This window comes from Pedobacter riviphilus (genome assembly GCF_014692875.1).
Classification (GTDB): domain Bacteria; phylum Bacteroidota; class Bacteroidia; order Sphingobacteriales; family Sphingobacteriaceae; genus Pedobacter; species Pedobacter riviphilus.
This window is the reverse complement of the sequence record NZ_CP061171.1, coordinates 4,186,204-4,209,423: the sequence shown is the minus strand read 5'-3', so window position 1 is coordinate 4,209,423 and position 23,220 is coordinate 4,186,204. Positions and strand designations below refer to the sequence as shown.

Below are 23,220 nucleotides of genomic sequence, written 5' to 3'. Positions count from 1 at the left end.
GAATCGAATTTAAAAATACAAACTCTTTTTTACAGGTTTTGATGCCGGCGATAAGATTTTAAAATCTTAAAGGTATGCTCGAACTCATGGCTGCTTAGGTTAGAATAATCGGGCATAGAAAGTTTATGCACTGTTAAAAAGTTTAGCAGTTCTTTAATCACGTTTGATACTTCTTCCGATTCTTCGGTATGTTTTAGGGTATCGATCTTACTTAATAATAAGGCTATTTCGAATATCTTAAAATCATTCTTTTTAGTAATATCCAAACCAATATTGGTTTCTATAAGCGCCTGTTCGTAATTATTTGTGGCATTGTAAAAGTTGGCTTTAAAAATACTAAAGCTAGCTGATATAAAATTGGTATAATAGGTATAATCGCTGCTGATGATTTTATCTACGAATTGTATAATGCGCTGCGCCTTTTTAAAATAATTGAGTTTGATGTAGGTTTGACCTAAATGAAGCAACAAAAAAGGAGAGAAAACCGAATGTCTTACGTAAAAGATATTGGGGTATTTAGTCAGTATAGCCATAATAAAACGATGGCATTCTGCGTAATTTTTTTGAGAAAATAAAGTAATCAGTACCAATCTGTAAGAGAGTATTTCGGCTGACGTGATTTCTTCGTTTTTCTGTGGTTTACTCCGATCAATCTCCTGGCAGAGTTTTATTATTTTATCTTCAAGGCTTTTGCTCTCGTTAGGTTTGTTAATCAGGTTATTGTGAAAATAAAGGAGTAAATCGTAAGGGTTAATAGGAAACAGTTCGTTTAATCTTTTATAATTTCTCTTTAACAGCTGCATGGTATTGGCTAAAGCCACTTTATCTACGTCAATAAGATTAACATTACATTCAATTACGTGCAGCATAATTTGAACGTCTTCATTTAGTACATTCTCAGATATGGTTTTGATGGTTTCTTTATATAGGCTGCTCATGGTTCGCCCTGTAGCCATAATATCGATAAAATCTATACCGATGCTCAATTTATTGAAGTTGGAATTGGGTTTGCCCAGCTCGTATTTCGATACATAACAGATAAAATCGAAAGCACTGTTTTTTTCACGGTTGGAAAATGGCAGTCTGAAAATGTTTTTTAAAGCAGCAATTTCGTTCCGGTTGATGCAGAATCTGATCGACCAGTTAAGAATATGATCTCTTCGGGAGGTTTGACCAGGGAAACTGTTTAAGATGTGTTCGAAAAATGATTTACAGGGTCTATATTCAAATTTATCGGTGATCTGTATAAATAGGAAATAGGTATAAATATCGTCGTTTAAAAAACGGACAATTTCTGTAGGAATGGTTGTACTTAACCTTTTTTCTTCGATGATAATACCTGCATGTAAAAGTTCTTCGTATGCATCGGGATAGCAATTGATATAGCTCAGAATTTTTTCTTTAGAAACCCTTAATTTTTTGTTTCCTTCTGAAATGCAATCGCTTATTTTTTTGAGGAGGAATATTTTCTCGGTGCTTTTTTTTGCCAGAAATACGCGCCTTTCTAAGAAATAGCTAATTAATTCATAACATAACAGGGGATTATTCAGCTCAAGATGGTGGTGCTCATCTTTGAGCTTGAAATAAACCTGTAACCAGAATGGTGTTTTAAACTGGGTTAACAGCGGCGGACTTACATCTGTCCGGTTGATAATTTTATTTTCTATATGGCTTAAGGTATAGAGTACCTCATCAACATTTAGGGATGGTACATTACTTAGGGTTTCTTCATCATAAAACAAGCCCGTATACCAGGCTTTAGTTAAAGATGCAGAACCATAAATAGCAGGCTGAAGATTGATCCAGCTATCAGTCCGCAATCCAAATACAAGCTTAACAAAATTGTTTTCTTCTATGCTATATAAAAAGTCGATAAAAGTTTTAAAATAATTACTTCTTGCTAAATGTTCATCAATACCATCAACAATAACAATAAAACGCCCTTCTCTCTTTTCGGGATTTTTTTTAAAAAAACTGATTAACTCGGTAAGGCTTCCGAATTTAAATTCTTTTAAAAACCAGTCTTTTAAAGTATTTCCATTTTGGATAATGGTATTGATACTGGTAGAGTTAATCAATAAAACTATATCGTTTTTGTAGAGGGCATTTTCTGAAAAGAAAAAATACTCTACCATATGTGCCAGTAATATCGATTTCCCCTGGCCGGGCTGTGCGCTTATAGTTGTAAACTGATAATTGTTTTTTAGGAAATAATCAAAATCAGGGTAAAAAAAACTTCTGTTGGCGGTAGCATTAAACGGAACGCCCGAATTATTTTTACTGGCAATTAACGATACTTCTGTAATGGCATGCGCTTTTAGCTTTAAATCCTGCCAGATACTTTGAACAGAGATTGTCTGATTTTCTTTGTCTTTACAAAATGAGTCCCAATCGTTATAACCTATATATTGTGATAGGCTATTTAAAGTAAATAAAGAGAATTTATGTAAAGTGTTCGCAAAGCCAAAGAATCGTTTGATAGTTGTTTCACTTACATAATTTTTGGTTTCTTGAAATACATATTCAGAAATAATCTTACAATGAGCAGGGTCGATATTTCTCAAACCAGATTTTATGAGGACAAACTTCCTGAGTTCGATAAGGAGATCGTTAGCATTCATTAATTAACAGATGGGGATGACTAGCGCTAATGTCATCATAATTTCACAATTGAGGAAATCTATTCATGAAGAAAGCCCTGTATGAATAAAATGAATGAAATGAATTGCATAAAAATGAATAGTAATGGATAGGATAGGATGCTAATCTAGATTTAGATTTGTCATAATTATATAATGCCCCTGAAAAACATTTACCACAGCAGCATTACACATAGTAAGTCTCCTAAATAACGCCTGACATGATGAAAACTCATACTTCCTCGTCCCGAATAGGGATAATTCGCAATGCTTGTATTGCAATCATCATTGTATTAACGCTCTTCTCCGCTAAATCGTATGCGCAAACTAAAATTTTTGCAAATACTGTTACTAAATCAGATCATGTTGATAATGCAACAAATGCAACATTAAACAACAATAGCTTTGCTACAGTTAATTCGTATGGTGGAATTGCTGTTGGTATAGGGTCGTTTAGTGGTGAGTTGGAATTAAAATATCCGGCTTCAGTTGCTGCGGGAGTTACCTCCTATATCAGGATAGATTTTGACGGAGATATCCTAAACAGGTTACTGGGGGGAGTTTGGGTACTTTATTGGCTAATGTAGGCGGAACCGTAGTTCTTGGAAACCATTCGTTCCAGGTTGGAGCCAGAAACGGTGCTACTGCAGTACCCCCAACAGGCGGAAATAGTGTAGACGGATTTTCTTCAGATAATTTACGACTAGTAAAAGATGCAAATGGTTTCTTTTACATTGCAATAACCCCTACACAGGCTTACGATAGGGTGTTTATAAAAGATGTAACCAATGCGCTTTTGCTTTCAGTTGCTAATAGTACAAAGGTTTATTATTCATTTTATACTTCAGGAACTGATCCTTGTGCGCAGGCATTTACTACAGGTTATGAGGGCACAGGTATTACACTCGATGCATTGCAATTGGGCAGTTCGGGCGTAACCAATAGTGAAAGAGCTATTGATGCAGATCCAAATAATTATTCTCAACTAAGTTTAGGTATACTTGGCGTGACTTCGTCCATTAGCCAAAATTTTTATTTTACAACACCATCAAATGCCGGTGATGATTTCAACCTAAGACTGAGTTCTACTCCAGCACTTTTAACCGCTGGTGTTTTACAAAATATTTCGGTAACAGCTTATAACGGCGGCACCCAGGTTTACACCTCATCGGTATCAAACTTGTTAAATTTAGATTTACTCGGCTTATTAAATAGCGGACAGGCCGCATCGATACCATTTTCTCCGGGTGTACCTTTCGATCGCGTTAAGGTTACCCTCGGTTCGGTACTTACTTTAAACCTCACACAAACCATTAATGTTTATGGTGTAACCCGCTCAGCAGGCAGGCCAACACCAGCAAACACTGCAATTGCTGCATGTTATAATAGTACAGTAGCTCTAAACGCAACTACGCCCAATACCAACGAGCTTATTTGGTACGATGCAGTAGAAGGTGGCACAGCACTACAAACGGTTGCCTACAATGGTACCTATACTACGCCAGCATTAACCGCAACTAAAACTTATTATGTTTCTGCGAGAAGATTAGGCTGTACGGCAGAATCGGCAAGGGTTCCTGTTGTAATTACAGTTAACCCACAAATTATTTTTAACGGTGCAACATTGCCTAACGCCACACCAGGTTTTGCCTACTCTAAACAATTGGATGTAGCCACAGGTGGAACGGCTGGTTATACTTATGCTTTGGCTGCGGGCAGTACCTTACCAGCAGGTTTAACTTTATCATCAGCCGGTGCAATTACCGGAACACCAACTGTAACTGGTAATTCAACATTCGATGTTGTAGCCACTGATAGTAAAGGTTGTAAGGCAACTGCAACTTATAGTTTAACGGTAACAGCTTCATTGGTGCTTACGCCAGGTACACTTCCTGATGGTTTAACAGGAACGGTTTATCCAACACAGACTATTCCAGCAGCAACTGGTGGAACTGGGCCGTATACTTATACTGCAACCGGTGTTCCTCCAGGCTTAACCTTTAATCCAACAACAAGAGAAATTACCGGAACACCAACGCAACCTGGAATATATACTATACCAGTTACTGTTGTTGATGCAAACGGTAATACCATTACTTCAAATTATACTATAAAAATTACTGATCCTTTATTGTTACCAACTGCCACCCTGGCTGATGGTACTACAGGAACAGCTTATCCAACGCAGATTATTCCTAGTGCAACCGGTGGAACAACACCTTATACTTATTCTGCAACAGGTCTTCCTCCGGGTTTAACATTTAATCCGTCAACCAGAGCCATTACTGGTACACCAACAACACCGGGAACTTATACCGTACCAGTTACGGTTACAGATGCTGATGGAAAAACGGCAACTACAAATTATAGCATCACTATAAATAACCCTTTGGTATTGCCAGCGGCAACTTTGCCAGATGGAACTGAAAACGTGGCCTACGCTACACAAGTTCTACCAGCTGCAACAGGCGGTGTTGGCCCTTATACTTATGTAGCTACTGACCTTCCTGCAGGATTATCATTTAATCCAACAACAAGAGAAGTTACTGGTACACCAACTCAGGCAGGTAATTATTCGATAAATGTTACGGTTACCGATAGTCAAGGTAAAACAGCAAGCAACACTTATCCAATTAAAGTAAATGGTACGCTAACCTTGCCAACCAAAACTTTACCTAACGGAATTGTTGGTACTGCTTATCCGGTACAAACTTTACCTGCGGTAACTGGCGGAACGTCTCCATATACTTATGCCGCTACGAATCTTCCTCCGGGATTATCGTTTAATCCAACTACAAGAGAAATTACCGGAACACCAACACAAGGTGGTACCTATAATGTTTCTGTAACAGCTACAGATGCTAACAATAATAAAGCTACTACCACTTATGCAATAACTGTAACGGTTAATGCCCCGGTTGTGGCTTCAGCTACAGTATGTACAGGAAGCACAGCTACTTTAACAGTAAGCAATCTTCAGGCTGGTGTAACTTATAACTGGTATGCATCAACAGGAAGCACCCCATTAGCAACCGGTAACAACGGTACTTTTGTAACACCTGCTGTAAATTCGGCAACGGTGTTTTATGTTGAGGCTGTTTCTGGAACAGCAATTAGTTCGAGAACATCGGTTAGTGTTTCGGTTAACCCGCCTGCAACTTTAGCTACGGTTACAACCAACAACCAGGTAATTAATTCCGGACAAAGCACAACATTAACTGCAACCGCTGATGCTGGAAATACCATTGCCTGGTTTGATGCCGCAACAGCTGGAACACAAGTTGGGACAGGAACATCATTTACTACACCAGCTTTAACAGCAACCAAAATTTACTATATAGAAACTACAAGCAGCAATGGCTGTAAAAGCGCAAGTCGCGTTCCTGTAACTGTAACCGTAATTAACGGTGGAGGAGCAACCGCTTGTAATGCAGCTAATAGCCAGAATACAGGTATTAATGGTATCTGTTTATTATGCGGTATAAATGGTGCAGGTAACTCAACTGATGCTGATGCGAACAACTTCACCAGAATTTCTCTAGCTGTAGGTGTTGCAGCAACAGGTTACCAACAATTAATTTTCCCATCTACAGGTGTTGCAACTGATAGCATCCGTTTAGATTTAGCTTTACCAACTGGTTTAGCTGATGTTGGTCTTTTAAACAATGTAACCGTAACCGTATTAAATGGTACTACAGTAGTAAGAACAGTACAATTGAACGGTGGATTATTAAATCTTCAACTTTTATCGGGTAACCGTTTTGCTGCAACTGTTTTAGCAGGTGGTGCATACGATAGGGTTCAGGTTAGCTTTGGCGCATTAGTTTCTGCTTTAACTAGCTTAGATATTTATGGTGCAACCGTAGTTTATCCTAATCCAACATTTATTGCTGGTGCCCAATCTATTTGTGCAGGCAGTACAGCAACATTAAGTGCAACCGCAAATGGTGGTACAACCTTAACCTGGTTCGATGCACCAACAGGTGGAACACAGGTGGGTACAGGAGCAAACTTCACTACTCCGGCATTAACAACAACAACAACTTATTATGTTCAGGTAACTAAGGGAACTTGTTCAAATACAACAAGGGTTCCGGTGGTTATTACCGTTAACCCGGTAATTGTATTTGCAGGAACAACTTTAACCAATGCAACCATTGCATCTCCTTATAGCAAACAGCTTCCTGTAGCTACTGGAGGTACACCAGGTTATACTTATGCTTTAGCCGCTGGTAGTACTTTACCAGCTGGTTTAACTTTATCATCAAGTGGTTTGGTAAGCGGAACACCAACTGCAACTGGTAGCCCAACGTTCGATGTTGTGGCAACCGATACTAAAGGCTGTAGTACAACTTCAACTTTTACATTAACCGTAACGCCTGCTTTAGCTTTAGCACCTGGTGCATTGCCTAACGGTGTAACAGGCACTCCTTATACTACAAACGGAATTCCAGCTGCAACAGGTGGAACAGGTCCATATACTTATTCGGCTACAGGTATTCCTCCAGGATTAACCTTTAATCCTGCAACAAGAGAAATCACTGGTACGCCAACACAAATCGGAACCTTTACTATTCCGGTAACCGTAACAGACGCTAATGGCAATACCATTACAGCTAACTATACACTTAAAGTAACCGATCCTTTGGTTTTACCAGCGGCAACTTTAGCTAATGGAACTACAGGAACTGTTTATCCTACACAAACTATTCCTTCTGCAACAGGCGGATCAACACCTTATACTTATGCTGCAACTGGTCTTCCTCCAGGATTAACTTTTGATCCGGCTACAAGAGCAATTTCAGGTACACCAACACAAGCTGGAACATTTACTGTACCGGTTACGGTTACTGATGCTGACGGAAAAACAGCAACTAATAACTATACAATTGTAGTGGTTGATCCTTTATTGTTACCAGCAGCAAGCTTGCCAGATGGAACAGAAGGAACAGTTTACGCCACTCAAATTTTGCCTTCGGCAACTGGTGGTGTTGGCCCATATACTTATGTAGCAACTAATCTTCCTGCGGGACTAACTTTTGATCCGGCAACAAGGGGAATTTCGGGCACACCTACGCAGGCCGGTAATTATTCTATTGGTGTAACTGCAACTGATAGTGAGGGCAGAACAGCAAGTAACACTTATGCCCTTAAAGTGATAGGGGTATTATCATTACCTGGTGCAACTTTACCAAACGGCACTGTAGGTACACCTTACCCAACGCAAACTTTGCCAGCGGTAACGGGTGGAACAGCGCCATACACTTATTTAGCTACAAACCTTCCTCCAGGATTGAGTTTTAATACGGCAACAAGAGAAATTACAGGAACACCAACTTTAGGTGGAACTTTTACCATCTCTTTAACTGCAACAGATGCAAACGGAAATAAAGCAACAACAGCTTATAATTTAACTGTAACGGTTGATGCACCAGTGGTTGCGGCAGCTACGGTATGTTCTGGAAGCCCAGCTACATTAAGCGTTAGCAATTTGCAAGCTGGTGTAACGTATAATTGGTATGCTTCTACCGGAAGTACACCATTGGCTACGAATAATACAGGTGTTTTTGTAACGCCTGCTGTAACTGCTCCAACAGTATTTTATGTTGAAGCGGTATCGGGAACGGCTGTAAGTTCAAGAACTGCAGTTAATGTTTCGGTTAACCCACCAGCAACAGCAGCCACGGTAACCACCAACAGCCAGGTAATTAACGCCGGACAGTCTACCACTTTATTGGCAACGGCTGATGCTGGAAATACCATTCAATGGTACGATGCGGCTACAGGTGGAACACAGGTAGGGGCAGGAACTTCATTTACTACCCCAACATTATCGGCTACTACAACTTATTATGTAGAAACTACAAATGCAAGCGGTTGTAAAAGTGCAAGCCGTGTACCAGTAACCGTAACTGTATTAAATAATGGTGGTGGTACGGCATGTAACGCTGCTAACTCGCAAAACTCTGGTATAAACGGAATTTGTTTATTGTGCGGTATAACTGGCGCAGGAAATTCTACCGATGCTGATCCTTCTAACTTTACAAGAATATCTCTTGCAGTAGGTGTAGGCGGATCGGGTTACCAACAATTAATTTTCCCTACTGCTGGAACAGCTACAGATAGTCTTCGTTTAGACTTAGCATTACCAACGGGTTTAGCAGATGTTGGTTTATTAAACAATGTAACAGTTACTGTATTAAACGGTACTACAGTTGTAAAAACAGTACAGTTAAACGGCGGACTATTAAATCTGCGGTTGTTATCAGGTAACCGTTTCACTGCAACTATATTGGCAGGTGGTGCATACGATAGGGTACAGGTTAGTTTCGGCGCATTAGCTACAGTTTTAACCAGCTTGGACGTTTATGGCGCAACCGTAATTTATCCTAACCCAACAGTAACTGCTGGTTCTCAGACTATTTGTGCAGGAAGCACGGCAACGTTAACCGCAACTGCAAACGGCAGTACAACATTGGCCTGGTACGATGCAGCAACAGGTGGTACGCAATTGGCCGCTGGCGAAACATTTACTACACCAGCTTTAACAGCTACTACAACTTATTATATTCAGGTAAGCAAAGCGGGTTGCCCGAATACAACAAGAGTTCCGGTAACAGTAACGGTTACCCCTGCATTACCAACGCCGGTATTGGCAACAATTGCCAATGTTTGCGAGGGATCATCAGCAACTTTATCGGTTGCTAATCCAGATGCTGCAGTAACTTATAAATGGTATGATGCTGCAGTAGGTGGAAACCTGGTTTTCACAGGCGCAGTATTCCCAACACCAGCATTAACGGCAGCTACTACTTATTATGTAGAAGCCTCTCAAGGAAATTGTACAAGTACTGCACGTGCTGCTGCGGCAGTATCTGTAAATCCTCGTCCGGTTTTACCTGTAGTAACTGCAAGTTCATCAACAGTAAGTGCAGGACAAACTGCAATTTTAACAGCTAGTTCAGCAGATCCAACCAATACTTTCAATTGGTATACTTCTAACACATCAACTACTCCTGTTTATGTAGGTGCTACTTATGTTACACCGCCACTTTTGGCTACTACAACTTATTATGTAGAGTCTGTTTCTACTAATGGTTGTACTTCAGCAAGCCGAGTTCAGGTTACCATCACAGTTGATGGAAATGGATCTCCAAATCCTGTACCATGCGAGGCGGCAACAACACAAGTTAATGGTGTTACAGGTGTAGCTTTATTATCAGGCGTATTTAACCCAACATTAGCTATTGACAACGATACACAAACTGCATCTTCATTGGTAATGCCAGTTGGAGCGCTTGGTGCATCTGTTTATCAGAGGGTTGGTTTTGGTTCATTATCTAAAGTTGGCGATACCGTACGTGTTTTAGTCTCGTCGCCAGGAAAACTGTTATCACTTTCATTATTAGGAAACGCTTCAATTACTACTTATGTTGGAACCAATAGCAATGGTGATTCGAGATTGTTAAATGATAACTTAATCAATATTCAATTATTAAGCGGTAATACCCAGGCGCTGATCACTTTTGTACCAACGAATGTTTTCGATGGGGTAGAAGTAAGGTTAAATTCTGGTTTATTGGGTGCTTTAACATCGATCAACTTAAATTACGCACAACGTATTTTGGTGGCACCATCTGTAGTATCAGCAAATGTTACAGCGTGTGTAGGCCAGACTGCCCAACTTGAAGTAAGTAATCCATCGGCAAGTTTAACTTACAGATGGTACGATGCTACAGGCACTTATTTAACCGGTAAAGACGGTATCATATTTACCACACCAGTATTAACAGGCGATACTAAATTCTATGTTGCCGCAGTTTCTGCAACTGGTTGTGTGAGCTATAAAACAGTAGTTAATGTAACTACAAACCCAGCACCGGTAGCACCAGATCTATTATCAGCATCTGTTAATACTTGTCCGAATACATCTGTTACTTTCCAGGTTAAAAACCCAATTGTGGGTACAACTTATAACTGGTACGATGCTGCAACAGGTGGGAACTTAGTATTTACAGGCGATAATTTTACAACACCATTAATTACTGCAAATACCAGTTATTTTGTAGCAGCAGTTAATGGCTGTGGTTCGTCATCAACCAGAACAGAAGGCAAAATTATATTAGGAACCATTGATGTTCCGGTTATTACACCACCATCAATTACCATTAGTGAAGGTTCTGTTGCGGTATTAAAAGCAACATCAAGTACTGCTGGTGCAACCATTAACTGGTACACTACTCCAAATGGAGTAACTCCGGTATTTACTGGCGAAACTTATGTAACGCCACAATTAACCGCAACTACTACTTATTATGTAGAAGCAACTGTTCCGGGAGGGTGTACTGCAACAAGCAGGGCAACCGTAACGGTTACGGTAATTCCTAACGGTACCCCAGTAACTACACCTTGTGGAGCGGCTACAACAACAGTGGCGAGCGGCGTAACTGGAGTAGCTGTATTGGCCGGAGTTTACAACCCAACTTTTGCGGTTGATAACGATATCAACACAGGATCTAGTTTGGTTATCCCAGTGGGATTACTTGGTGCATCTGTTTATCACCAGGTTGGTTTTACAGGATTATCAAATGTTGGCGATACGCTAAGAGTGAAAATTACCACCCCAGGTGTACTGCTTTCGGTAGGGGTGTTAAACAATTTAACGGTAACTACTTTCCAAGGCACGACCAGCAATAACGATGCGGTTTCTATATCTAACCCATTAATCAGCTTAAAATTATTATCTGGCGGTACTTCTGCTATATTAACTTTCGTTCCAACCAGTAAATTTGATGGAGCAGAATTGAGATTAAGCTCAGGTCTTTTAGGGGCATTAACATCTGTTAATTTAGATTATGCACAGCGTGTAATCACCACACCAACAGTTACAGCTGCTACAGCAAGTGCTTGTCAAGGTTCATCCGCAACATTAAATGTACAGAACCCACAAGCGGGCGTAGTGTACAAATGGTACTTAGGCTCAACTTATCAGGCAGGAAAAGATGGAGCAACTTTCACAACAGATCCAGCTTTAACAGCGGGCACTTATACATATTCGGTAACGGCAACAGCTAATGGTTGTGAGACTTTAGGAACCAAAGTAGTGGTAACTATTTTACCTCCAGCAGTAGTACCGGTTCCATCAACAACCAATCCGGTTACAACTTGTATAGGCTCACCTGCTACCTTAAGCGTACAGGCAGTAGCAGGTATCACTTATAATTGGTACGATGCAGCCTCTGGCGGAAACATGTTGGTAACCAACAATAGTAGCTTTACTACGCCGGCATCACTTGCAGCAGGAACATACGATTATTACGTTGAAGCGGTAAGTGGAACAGGTTGTTCAAACCCAACACGTACCAAAGTTTCGATCACTGTTAATCCATCATCATTAGCAACTGATTTAACGGTAACTGGAACAACATCATTATGTGCTTCAGGTACAGCAGTACTTACGGCAGCCAGTACAACAGTAACTAGTCCGGTATTTACCTGGTACAGCGATGCTGCTTTAACACAAGTTGCTTTTGTTGGTGCAGTATTTAATACACCAGCCATTACCGCAACTACCAAATACTATGTTACCGTTAGCGGAACAAATAAATGTGCAAATACAGCAGGTAATGCAAAAGAGGTTACTGTAACGGTAAATCCGGTTGCTACCTCAGCTGATATTAACTTAGCTGGAACAAGTACTATTTGCGGTGGCTCTTCTGTTACTTTAAATGCAACAAGTACAACCGTAACCAACCCGGTATTTACCTGGTACAGCGATGCGGCTTTAACTACAGTAGCTTTTACAGGAGCCAACTTTATTACTCCTGCACTTAATGTAACAACCACTTATTATGTAACTGTTAAAGGCGATAATAAATGTGAGAATACGGCAGCAAGTGCAAAATCGATTACCATTACGGTTAATCCTGCTGCTACTGATTCAGATATTGCCGTTAATGGTATTACCTCTATTTGCAAAGGATCTACAGCTACACTGTCTGCGTCAACAACAACAGTAATTAACCCTGTATTTACCTGGTACAGCAACGCTGCTTTAACTACAGTTGCTCATGTAGGTGCTAGCTTTACTACGCCTGCACTTAGCGCAACCACTACTTATTATGTAACTGTAAGAGGTGATAATAAATGTGAGAGTTTAGCTGCAAATGCTAAGGTTGTTATGGTAACAGTTAAAGATTTTGCAACATCTGCAGATATTACAGTAAGCAATGCTCAAATTTGTTCAGGTTCTACCGTAATGTTAATGGCTTCGAGTACTACGGTTACTCAACCGGTATTTACTTGGTATAGCGATGCATCATTAACAAGTGTGGTATTTACCGGTCCAACTTTCACAGTAACTGGTTTAACTGCCACCACTACTTATTATGTAAGTGTTAAAGGTGCCAACAAATGTGAAAACAGTGCTGCAGATGCCAAAGCGGTAACAGTAACTGTTAATCCGTTGGCAACTAGTACTGATATTATTCTTAACGGAAGCACAACTGCTTGTGCAGGATCATCAGCAGTATTAACTGCAACATCTTCAACAGTAACCAACCCAGTATTTACCTGGTATAGTGATGCGACATTAACCAATGTAAGTTTCATTGGCGCAACATATACTACACCGGCCTTAACCAGTACCACAACTTATTATGTAATCGTAAAAGGAGATAATAAATGTGAGAATGCACCAGGTACTGCCAGGGCAATTACCATAACGGTTAGCCCTGTTTCTACTGCTGCTGACATAACTGCTGCTGATGCAACAATCTGCTCTGGATCTGGTACTACCTTGGTCGCAAGTACAACAACAGTTACTAATCCAACATTTACCTGGTACAATGATGCTGCTTTAACTTCAGTAACTTACGTAGGTACATCATTCGTTACACCTGTATTAACTGCAACAACTAAATACTATGTTACGGTTAAAGGCGATAACAAATGTGAAAACTCGGGTATTACAGCTAAAGTGGTAACGGTTAATGTGAACCAGGGTGCAACAGCTGCAGATGTTACTTTATCTACACCAACACTGGTGTGTGGATCGGGTACAGCTGTAATCAATGCAAGCTCAACAACAGTAACTAATCCGGTATTTACCTGGTATAACGATGCTTCATTAACCAGCGTGGCCTTTACCGGACCAATATTTACCACACCAGTATTAACAGCTACTACAACTTATTACGTAACTGTTAAAGGAACCAATAAATGCGAAAGCTCTGCGGTAAATGCAGCAACAGTAACCATTAAAGTTAACCCGATAGCAGTTGCAAGTGATATTGTTGTAAATGGATCAACAAATATTTGCGGCGGATCTGCAGCTGTACTAACGGCAAGTAGCACAACAGTTACTAACCCGGTATTTACCTGGTACACCAATGCAACCTTAACCAATGTAGCTTTTGTTGGTGCAGTATTTACCACCCCAACATTAACAGCAAACACCACTTATTACGTAACTGTAAAAGGCGATAACAAATGTGAAAGCAGTGCTGCCACAGCTAAATCTGTTAACATTGTAGTGAACTCTGTAGCTTCGGCAACTGATGTTACAGCGGCAGATGCAAACATTTGTGCAGGATCATCGGCCAGCTTAGTGGCCAGCACCACAACCGTAACCAATCCAATATTTACCTGGTACAGTGATGCTGCTTTAACAACACCTGTATTTACTGGAGCAACCTTTAACACACCAGCATTAACTGCAACCACCAAATATTACCTAACTGTAAAAGGTGATAACAGATGTGAGAGTTCTGTTGCAAATGCTAAAGTAGTTACCGTTAATGTAAATGCAGTTGCAACAGCAGCGGATATCACATTATCTACTCCAGCTAAGGTGTGTGGTTCTGGAACTGCAGTAATCAATGCAAGCTCAACAACCGTAACTAATCCGGTATTTACCTGGTATAACGATGCTTCATTAACAAGTGTAGCCTTTACCGGACCAATATTTACCACACCAATATTAACAGCTACTAAAACTTATTATGTAACTGTTAAAGGAACCAACAAGTGTGAAAACACTGCAGCTAATGCGAAAACAGTAACGGTTACTGTTAATCCAAGTGCTGTAGCGTCAGATATTACTGTAAATGGATCAACTTCAGTTTGTGCAAGTACAGCCGCAACATTGGCAGCAACAAGCACAACGGTTACCAACCCAATATTTACCTGGTATAGTGATGCTACTTTAAATACAGTTGTATTTACTGGTTCAGTGTTTACTACACCTGTATTAACCGCAAACGCAACCTATTATGTAACAGTTAAAGGTGATAACAAATGCGAAAATAGCGCTGCAACAGCAAGGGCCGTTGCCGTTACGGTAAATGCATTACCAAACAATCCAGTAGTGTCTGGTCCGAATGGTGGTATTTGTGCAGGCGATGGAGCTACACTAACTGTAACTAATGCACAGGTTGGAGTTACCTACGAATGGTACAATGCAGCAGTTGCTGGTAATTTATTATTCACTGGTACAACATATAATACTACTGCTTTAAGTGCCTCAACAGATTACTACATTTTAGCAATCGGAACAGGTGGTTGTAACAACAACGGTGGTCGTGTTAAAGTAACAGTAACTGTAAATGCGAAACCTACAGTGCCAACAGTAGCAGCAACATCTGTTAATGTTTGTACAGGAAGTTCAGCTGTATTAACAGTAACAAGTCCTCAAACAGGTGTAACATACAATTGGTACACTGCAGCAGTAGGTGGAACGTTAGCAGGAACAGGTGTAAGCTTTACAACACCTGCAGTTAATGCAAACATCACTTACTATGTTGAAGGAGCAAACGGAACTTGTATCTCATCATCCAGAACACCAGTAAATGTAATTGCACTGCCAGTACCAGTTGCGCCAGCATCGGTAACAGCAGCAAATGGAACACTTTGCTCAGGTAGCTCAACTATATTAACGGTTAATAATCCGGTAACAGGATTAGTTTACAGATGGTATGCTGCAAGCTCTGGTGGTTCTGTATTGGCAGAAGGTATAACCTTTACTACACCAAACTTAACTGCTACCACAATCTATTACGTAGAGGCAATAGCAGTGGGCGGTTGTGCAAGTCCAACAAGAGCAAGCGTAACAGTTAATGTACTGCCAGTATTAGAAAAACCAGTAGTTGTTGTACAAAGCACAACGCCAAACAGTGTAACCTTTGCATGGGCTGCGGTTACAGGTGCTACAGCTTACGAAGTTTCGTTAGACAACGGTTTAACCTGGATCAATCCAACAAGCGGATCAACTGGAACAACCTACTTAGCAACAGGCTTGAAACCAGATCAAAGTGTAACCATTGTTGTAAGAGCCAGAGGACAGCTTGAGTGCCAAACCAGCGCAAATTCTACTCCGGTAACGGGTAAAGCAGCTAATCCTTTTGGAGATCAGGTTTACATACCAAATGCATTTACACCGAATAACGACGGTAAGAATGATACCTTCTTAATCTATGGTAATACCATATCAAGTGCGAAAATGAGTATTTACACGCAGTGGGGTCAATTGATATTCCAATCAGATAATGTGGCAAATGGATGGGATGGAACCTTTAAAGGTGTAAATCAACCGATCGGTGTATATGTGTACATGGTTGATATTACATTCACAAATGGAACAACATCATTAAGAAAAGGCACAGTAACGCTGATTAGATAAGAAGAGGATTAATAATAAACAGATAAAATCAAAGACCATGAAAATACTATCGGCTTTAAAAATATATGTTGCAGTGTTAGGGCTACTGCTGTGTACAGCTAAGTCCTTTGCACAAACTGATCCGCATTTTTCGCAGTATTATGCAAACCCGTTATATCTTAACCCGGCCTTAACAGGCGTAATAGACGGGGATTACCGTGCAACTGTAAACTTTAAACAGCAATGGAGTGCGTTAAACAGTTCTTTCTTAACAGGTGGAGCGTCGTTCGATATGGCTCCCAAAAAGAACTTCGCATTTGGTGCAACCATTTTAAATCAAAGGGCAGGGGAGTTAGATTTTAACTACCTGTCTGCCCTCGTATCGGGCTCGTACCGTTTGAGGTTTGGTGCCGAAGGCTTGCAAATGGTGAGCTTTGGTTTACAGGCCGGCATAATTAACCGTAGTTTCGATTTCTCTCAGGCCAGGTTTGGTAACCAGTTTAATCCAATTTCAGGTTATGATGGCGGTATGATGAGCGGCGAAACAGTTTCATCTCAATCATCTTTGGTTCCTGATGTAAATGCCGGTATCATGTTTTTTGATGGTAATCCCAATAAGAGCGTAAATGTTTTCTTAGGCGCAAGTGCAGCGCATTTAACCAGGCCTATGGATCGTTTCTCTGGTTCAAATTCACGTATCCCTGTTCGTTTTACTGCACATGGCGGTGCGCGGATTAAGGCTTCGGAGTTATTGGATATTGTACCCAATGCATTGTTTATGTACCAGGGTAACACAAACGAGCTATCGTTAGGTGCTTATGCACAGCTTAACGTTAATCCATCTGCCAACATTTTGTTTGGTGGTAACTACCGTAATAAAGATGCTGCAATTGCCTTTGTTGGCCTACAGTTAAAGAATATGGTGTTCGGATTAAGTTACGATATTAATACCTCTACTTTTAATCGCGCTTCTAACAGTAACGGTGGTTTAGAGCTTTCGATTTCCTTAATTGGCCGTAACGGTCTTATTGGTCCAAACTTCTTTTGTCCACGTTTATAATTAATCAAATGAAAAAAATATTACTCTTTTTGTTAGTGGCATTTGGCGGTTTTGCAAACGCACAGTATGTGGTGAATTATAAAAAAGTAGCAGATACTTATTTCGAAAATAAGGATTACTACGCAGCATCTACTTTTTATAAAAAAGCCTTAAAAATTACTGGAGACAGTACCCAGGCCATTTTACCTTACGGTATGGAAAGGAAATCAGCTACTGATGATAAAGTGATAGACGATTATGAAGGATCGATTTATAACCTTGCTGAATCTAGTAGGTTGTATAGGGAATTTAACGAAGCCGAAAAATATTATGGCATAGCGATCACCTTTACCAATACACGTTTTAGAAAGGCGCTATTTTATTACGGAGAAAGCTTAAGAGCAAATAAAAAATTTAACCTGGCTATCGATGCTTTTCAGCAGTTTATCCAGAGAAATCCAGGCGATGCTTTAGCTAAAGATGCGCAAAAAGAAATTGAGTCGTGCAAATTTGCGATCGAAGAAATGCGTTTTCCACGTATGGTGCAGGTTAAAAAAGTACCTGGTAATGTAAATGGTTTAGGCTCTAACTATGCTCCTGTTAAAATCAACAACGAGTTGTATTTTACTTCATCTCGTCCGATTGCTGTAGGGAGTAAAAAAGATATGGTTAAAACTGATGCAGGAGAAGTTCAGGTATCAACTAAAACCAATCCATTCATTAATAATATTTATGTAGCCAAAGGCGAACTAACGTCAGCTGATATTGCAGTAAGAAAAATCGATATTATTTTCCCTAAAAGTATGGAAGTTGCTGCTGCTTCTTTTTCTCCAGATGGAAATACAGCTTACTTTACGGCCTGGAAGAATAAAGAAAAATATGCCATTTATTCTTCTAAAAAAACTGGCGATAAATGGTCAGATCCACAGCCTGTTGGTTTACAGGTAAATAGTAAAGATTTTAATTCAACTCAACCATTTGTAACCAGCGATGGTAAATTCCTGCTTTTCTCCTCTGATAGAAGCGGTGGTTATGGTAAGTACGATCTTTGGTATTGTGCCGTGCGGGAAGATGGTTCATTAGGTCAGGCGGTAAATTTTGGTCCAGCAATTAATACCGAAGATGATGAGCGTGCACCTTACTACAATACACTAACCAAAAAATTATTGTTTAGTACCGATGGCAGAATAGGTTTTGGTGGCCTCGATTTCTTTGAGTCAGAAGGCGATTTGGTAAATTGGTCTAGCCCTAAAAATCTGGGTTATCCATTCAACTCATCAAAAGATGATCTTTACTTTACTGCAACTGATGATAAAGGAACAAAAGGATACATTAGTTCTGATCGCGAATCATCTTGCTGTTTAGAATTGTTTGAGGTGAAAAAAGAATACCTTTCTATTGCAGGGCTTTTAACAGATTGTAAAACTAAATTGCCTTTAGCAGGTGCCGATGTAACTTTAACTAATGCCGAAGGGACACAGAAAATGACTACAGGTACGGATGGTATTTACAGATTTAAAGTAGATTCGAAAAGACCGATCAAATTGCTTTTTGCAAAAGATAATTATTTCGCAATCACCAAAAATTATCCTTACGAAGAACTGGCAAAAGCAGATACCTTAATTTATAAAGATTATTGCTTAAGTCCTTTCAAATTGGGTATTCCAATAGCTTTAGAGAATGTTTATTATGAATTTAATAGTGCCGAACTTACCGAGCCTTCTAAAAAAGTATTAGACTTCCTGATCCCTATTATGGAAGATAATCCTGAAATGGAAATCGAATTGGGCTCTCATACCGATAACATCGGAACAGATGAGTATAACTTAGATCTATCGAACAGAAGAGCAAAATCTTGTACCGATTATTTAGAAAGTAAAGGGATTGCTGCTGCCAGGTTAACTTCAAAAGGTTATGGAGAATCGATGCCAATTGCACCAAACGAAATCATAGTAAAACGCAAGAAAAAAGATAATCCGGAAGGAAGAGCAAAAAATAGAAGAACTGAATTTAAAGTAACCAAAAAATAAAATACAATTAACATCCCGGTGAGCCATCTTCTTTTTAGGAAGATGGCTTTTTTTGTATGTTGGTTAGGTCTGTAATCCCGAGCTATTATACTGGGGATTTTTAATCTACGATTAAAGGATTGAAAACCCTTAGTTCATTTAGACCGGATTACAAATCCCAGGTCACCGCAGCATTGCATGCATGAAATTGGCTGCTGAAAACTGAAAACTGCCAATTGATAATTTTTTTAAATTAATCTTTGTAATTTTCGCTTCTCATATAAATGCAATGAAGCTGAATATCCAACCAACCGTAATTTTTAGAACACCTAAATTTTCATATCAATCCGAACTTGTAGATTGTTGGGAGGAACTAAAGCTAGCCATTTCAATATCTTCCGCTGCTTTTTATGAAACCATAAAAGAAGTAAAGGCAAGCGAACTCAAAGATCTTCCACCTAAGGTTTATTTTACCATCTGGAAATATTTTAACCGTGCGAAATTTCGGTCAACCCCTTATGGTACCTTTGCTGGTTTTAGTTTGTTAAACAATGCCATTAAGCCAGCTGAAAGCAGGATAGTAATTGAAGAAGCCCAAAGCGTACGCCAACTGGTTGATTGGCCTTATAAAAATAATATTCAATTGCCATTGGCAGATCTGTTGCAAAAAAACTGTCTCTTATTTAGTAATAGCAGTTATTATTTAACACCCAATAGTATCCGTTATATAGCCTGTACCGATGGTGTTTTCGAACTGGCCGAGTTAGATCAAGACGATTTTGTACAACAAATATTAGCCGCCTGCTTAAAACCGATTAGGCTTAACGATCTGGTAAAACAATTAGAATTAAATGATGCTGAAACCGAGAATCTGTTTGGTTTACTACAGGATATGCACGATTTACAGCTTGTTTTTACGAACTACGATCCCAATATTATAGGAGATGATTATTTTGAACGTTTAGGCCTCCCTGTTACCGCTGAGCTACCAAAATATCTTATTGCGCAACGCACGGTTTTATCAGGTAATATTAATGAACGCTCGCTTCAGGCTATTCCAGGCTTGATCAATACACTCCATGCTATAATGCCTGCGAAAGATCGTGATGCCCTTAGCCAGTTCAGTGCTAGGTTTAAGAAGAAATTTGAAGATCAGGAAGTACCACTTCTATTGGCATTAGATCCAGAAATGGGTATAGGCTATGATGAGTTGGAACAAGCCGGTCAAAACAGCGAGTTTATCACACGCTTCAATAGTAAGCCGCCTAAAAAAGCGGAGACAGAAAATATTAAAACGGCATTAAAAACCTTCCTGAGGGAACAAAAATTCGAAAAAGGTAAAACTGTTTATCTGAACAAACTTACCTTGACGCCGAATCAGAAATTAGCCGCCTTACCTAATTCATTTAGCATGGTAATGTCTGTTCATGACGATTTGATTTTTATCGAACAGATCGGAGGAGCAACATCAAATGCATTAAGCGGAAGGTTTACAATGGCAGCCGATGATGTAGCACAATATGCTAAAGATATTGCAGAGGCAGAACAACAAGCAAATCCAGAGGTTCTGTTTTTTGATGTGGCCTATATGGTAGAGGCGAACGTAGATAATGTAAATAGGCGCAAACTGATTTATGGGCATCAATTGTCAGTCTTAAATTTTGATACCTCAGCATCGCCACTTGCTTTAAATGATATACAGATTTCAGTTCGGGGCACAGAGATTATTCTTCGCTCTAAGCACTTAAATAAGCGGTTGATGCCAAGAATGGCTTCTGCATACAATTACATCCGTTCAGATCTTTCGGTATTTAGGTTACTTTGCGATTTGCAACATCAAGGCATACAAACAAATCTTTCCTTTCCACTTGATACTGTTTTCCCTGATTTGGACTATTATCCAAGGTTACAATATCAAAATATTGTTTTAAGCAGTAATAAATGGAGAGTTAAAAAAGAAGCCCTTTTAGGTGCCGATCAAAAGTCACTATCCGTCGTCGACTGTAGGTCATATTTGAGCAATTTAGGCGTTAGCGAATATTTTAAAGCAGGTATGTCCGATCAAACTTTATGCTTTGCTCTACAAAACGACGATGATATAAATGCTTTTCTCCAATACGTGCAAAAACATGGCAATACTTACATTGAAGAGATGTTAATGCCACAAAATAGTATCGTAGTTGATGAAACAGCTAAGCCTTATTTAGCGCAGTTTGTTTTAAGCATCGGTCATAACGAACAAATTTATCGCGGTTTAGCTAAAACACCAACAGAAACCGGGGTAACGCGATCTTTCCTGCCAGGTAAAGAATGGCTGTATTTCGAAATTTATTGTCACCAGCAACGGAGCGATCAGATTTTGACAGAAGTAATTGCACCCTTTCTAACCACTCATACAGATCAGGTAAAAACATGGTTTTTTATCCGTTACAATGAAAATGGAAACCACATTCGGTTTAGGGTTCAGCTAAACAACCCAAGGGATGGGCAGTTGTTAATATCTGAACTCATGAATGAGCTAGAATTGTTTTTAAATTCAGGTTTGGTATCAGATGTGCAGATTAAAACCTATAAACGCGAGTTAGAGCGTTATGGCAGCAACTTGATCGAAGATGTTGAACAGCATTTTGCTACAGATAGTGAATTTGTATTATCGCTTTTAGAAACCCAGACCGACGATTTCAATAAATATAAGCTGTGTAGTCTTTTGGTTTCAAAGATTATCGGATCTGGCGTTATAGATAAGCTGGCTGTTAATAAGATCGTGAGATTAATGTCTGATAATTTTAATGAAGAGCATCGATTAGATCCAGCTGACTTTAAACAATTAAATATTCATTATCAGGAATTCCGAAAAACAGAATGGGCAACGTTAACTGTAGAGCAGGAGCAGGGGTTTAGCTTGTTTTCAGCCTCGTTTATCAAAATTCTTAAACAATGCGCTCCAGAAAACGCACTAAAGCTATTAACCGATTTAATACATATGCACGTAAACCGACTCTTTAACAAAGACCAGCGGACGCATGAAATGGTAATGTACTATTTTCTGTTAAAAGATATTCAGCGTCAAAATGCAACGAAAATTTAGCGGTTTAACCTGGCCAATGGATTAACAACAGTTACTTCTATTTCAGTAATATAGCGGTTAAGCGGATCTTTGTAATATTTGAATATATAGTCGTTACCATAAAAACTATTAAGGCGCTTGCCAATATTATCAATCCCTACATGATGGCTTTCAGTTTGTTTGCCTTTATTATCATTAATCATATTTATGGTGCTGATATTAAGCTTGTCTTTTTCGTAAGCAATTTTAATAAACGCCGGTTGCGTAGAGTGCGAAACATTTCCGTGCTTAAAGATGTTTTCAACCAAAGTTAGTAAGATAAGCGGTGGAAATCTTAATCCGAACATATCGCCCGTTACTTCAAGTTCCAGATTAATGTTGTTCGCCGTTCGGAGTTTATGGAGGTTGATCAAGTGCTCAATCTGCTCAATTTCTTCACTTAGCGGAACCATTTCTGATGCTTCAGGGCGTTTTAGGGCATAACGCATCATTTCAGCCAGATTCATAATTGCATCTGCTGCCATGGGTGCCTTTTTGCGGGCATCGTTATAAATAAAGTTTAAAGTATTAAACAGAAAGTGTGGATTGATCTGGCTGCGCAGATAATTGTTTTGCGATTGAACCAGATCGTTTTCTAAAGCCTGTTTTTCTATTTGGGTAACCAGGTTCTGCCGCTCTAATGCTTCTACTTTCTTCTGGTCTTGAAATGATTTGATTAGATATACATAACCCGTTGCAAAGCCGATAAAATATAAGGATCTGTACATGCAAGACAGTATGAAATCACTCGGGACAAAATTTGCCATATC

Annotated in this window: 7 protein-coding genes; 5 read left to right on the top strand and 2 right to left on the bottom strand. The window is 39.5% G+C overall.

Going from position 1 to position 23,220, the window contains the following annotated elements; all coding sequences use genetic code 11:
- Positions 1 to 29: 29 nt before the first annotated feature.
- Entirely contained in the window at positions 30 to 2,621 is a 2,592-nt protein-coding gene (locus tag H9N25_RS17205; protein ID WP_190326674.1) for a hypothetical protein, read from the bottom strand.
- A 239-nt stretch (positions 2,622 to 2,860) separates the two neighbouring features.
- Here H9N25_RS17205 and H9N25_RS17200 point away from each other — a divergent pair, with 239 nt between their 5' ends.
- The 5 genes from H9N25_RS17200 to H9N25_RS17180 all read left to right on the top strand — a co-directional run bounded on the left by H9N25_RS17200 (position 2,861) and on the right by H9N25_RS17180 (position 22,432).
- Positions 2,861 to 3,226, top strand: coding sequence for a hypothetical protein (locus H9N25_RS17200; RefSeq protein WP_190326673.1), 366 nt, complete (start codon positions 2,861 to 2,863; stop codon positions 3,224 to 3,226).
- A complete protein-coding gene (locus H9N25_RS17195; RefSeq protein ID WP_190326672.1) occupies positions 3,202 to 16,317 on the top strand; it encodes an Ig-like domain-containing protein in 13,116 nt (4,371 codons plus the stop codon). The genes H9N25_RS17200 and H9N25_RS17195 overlap by 25 nt, the downstream gene beginning before the upstream one ends.
- Before the next feature lie 37 nt (positions 16,318 to 16,354).
- Complete coding sequence (locus H9N25_RS17190) at positions 16,355 to 17,356, top strand: PorP/SprF family type IX secretion system membrane protein (protein ID WP_167297131.1); 1,002 nt, start codon at positions 16,355 to 16,357, stop codon at positions 17,354 to 17,356.
- Between the two features lie 8 nt (positions 17,357 to 17,364).
- Positions 17,365 to 19,365, top strand: coding sequence for an OmpA family protein (locus H9N25_RS17185; RefSeq protein WP_190326671.1), 2,001 nt, complete (start codon positions 17,365 to 17,367; stop codon positions 19,363 to 19,365).
- 268 nt (positions 19,366 to 19,633) lie between these two features.
- Positions 19,634 to 22,432 carry a lantibiotic dehydratase gene (locus H9N25_RS17180; protein WP_190326670.1) on the top strand — a complete coding sequence of 933 codons (2,799 nt, stop codon included), beginning with the start codon at positions 19,634 to 19,636 and terminating at the stop codon, positions 22,430 to 22,432.
- Here the strand turns inward: H9N25_RS17180 and H9N25_RS17175 are convergent.
- Positions 22,429 to 23,178, bottom strand: coding sequence for a sensor histidine kinase (locus H9N25_RS17175; protein WP_190326669.1), 750 nt, complete (start codon positions 23,176 to 23,178; stop codon positions 22,429 to 22,431). The genes H9N25_RS17180 and H9N25_RS17175 overlap by 4 nt on opposite strands.
- Positions 23,179 to 23,220: the final 42 nt, after the last annotated feature.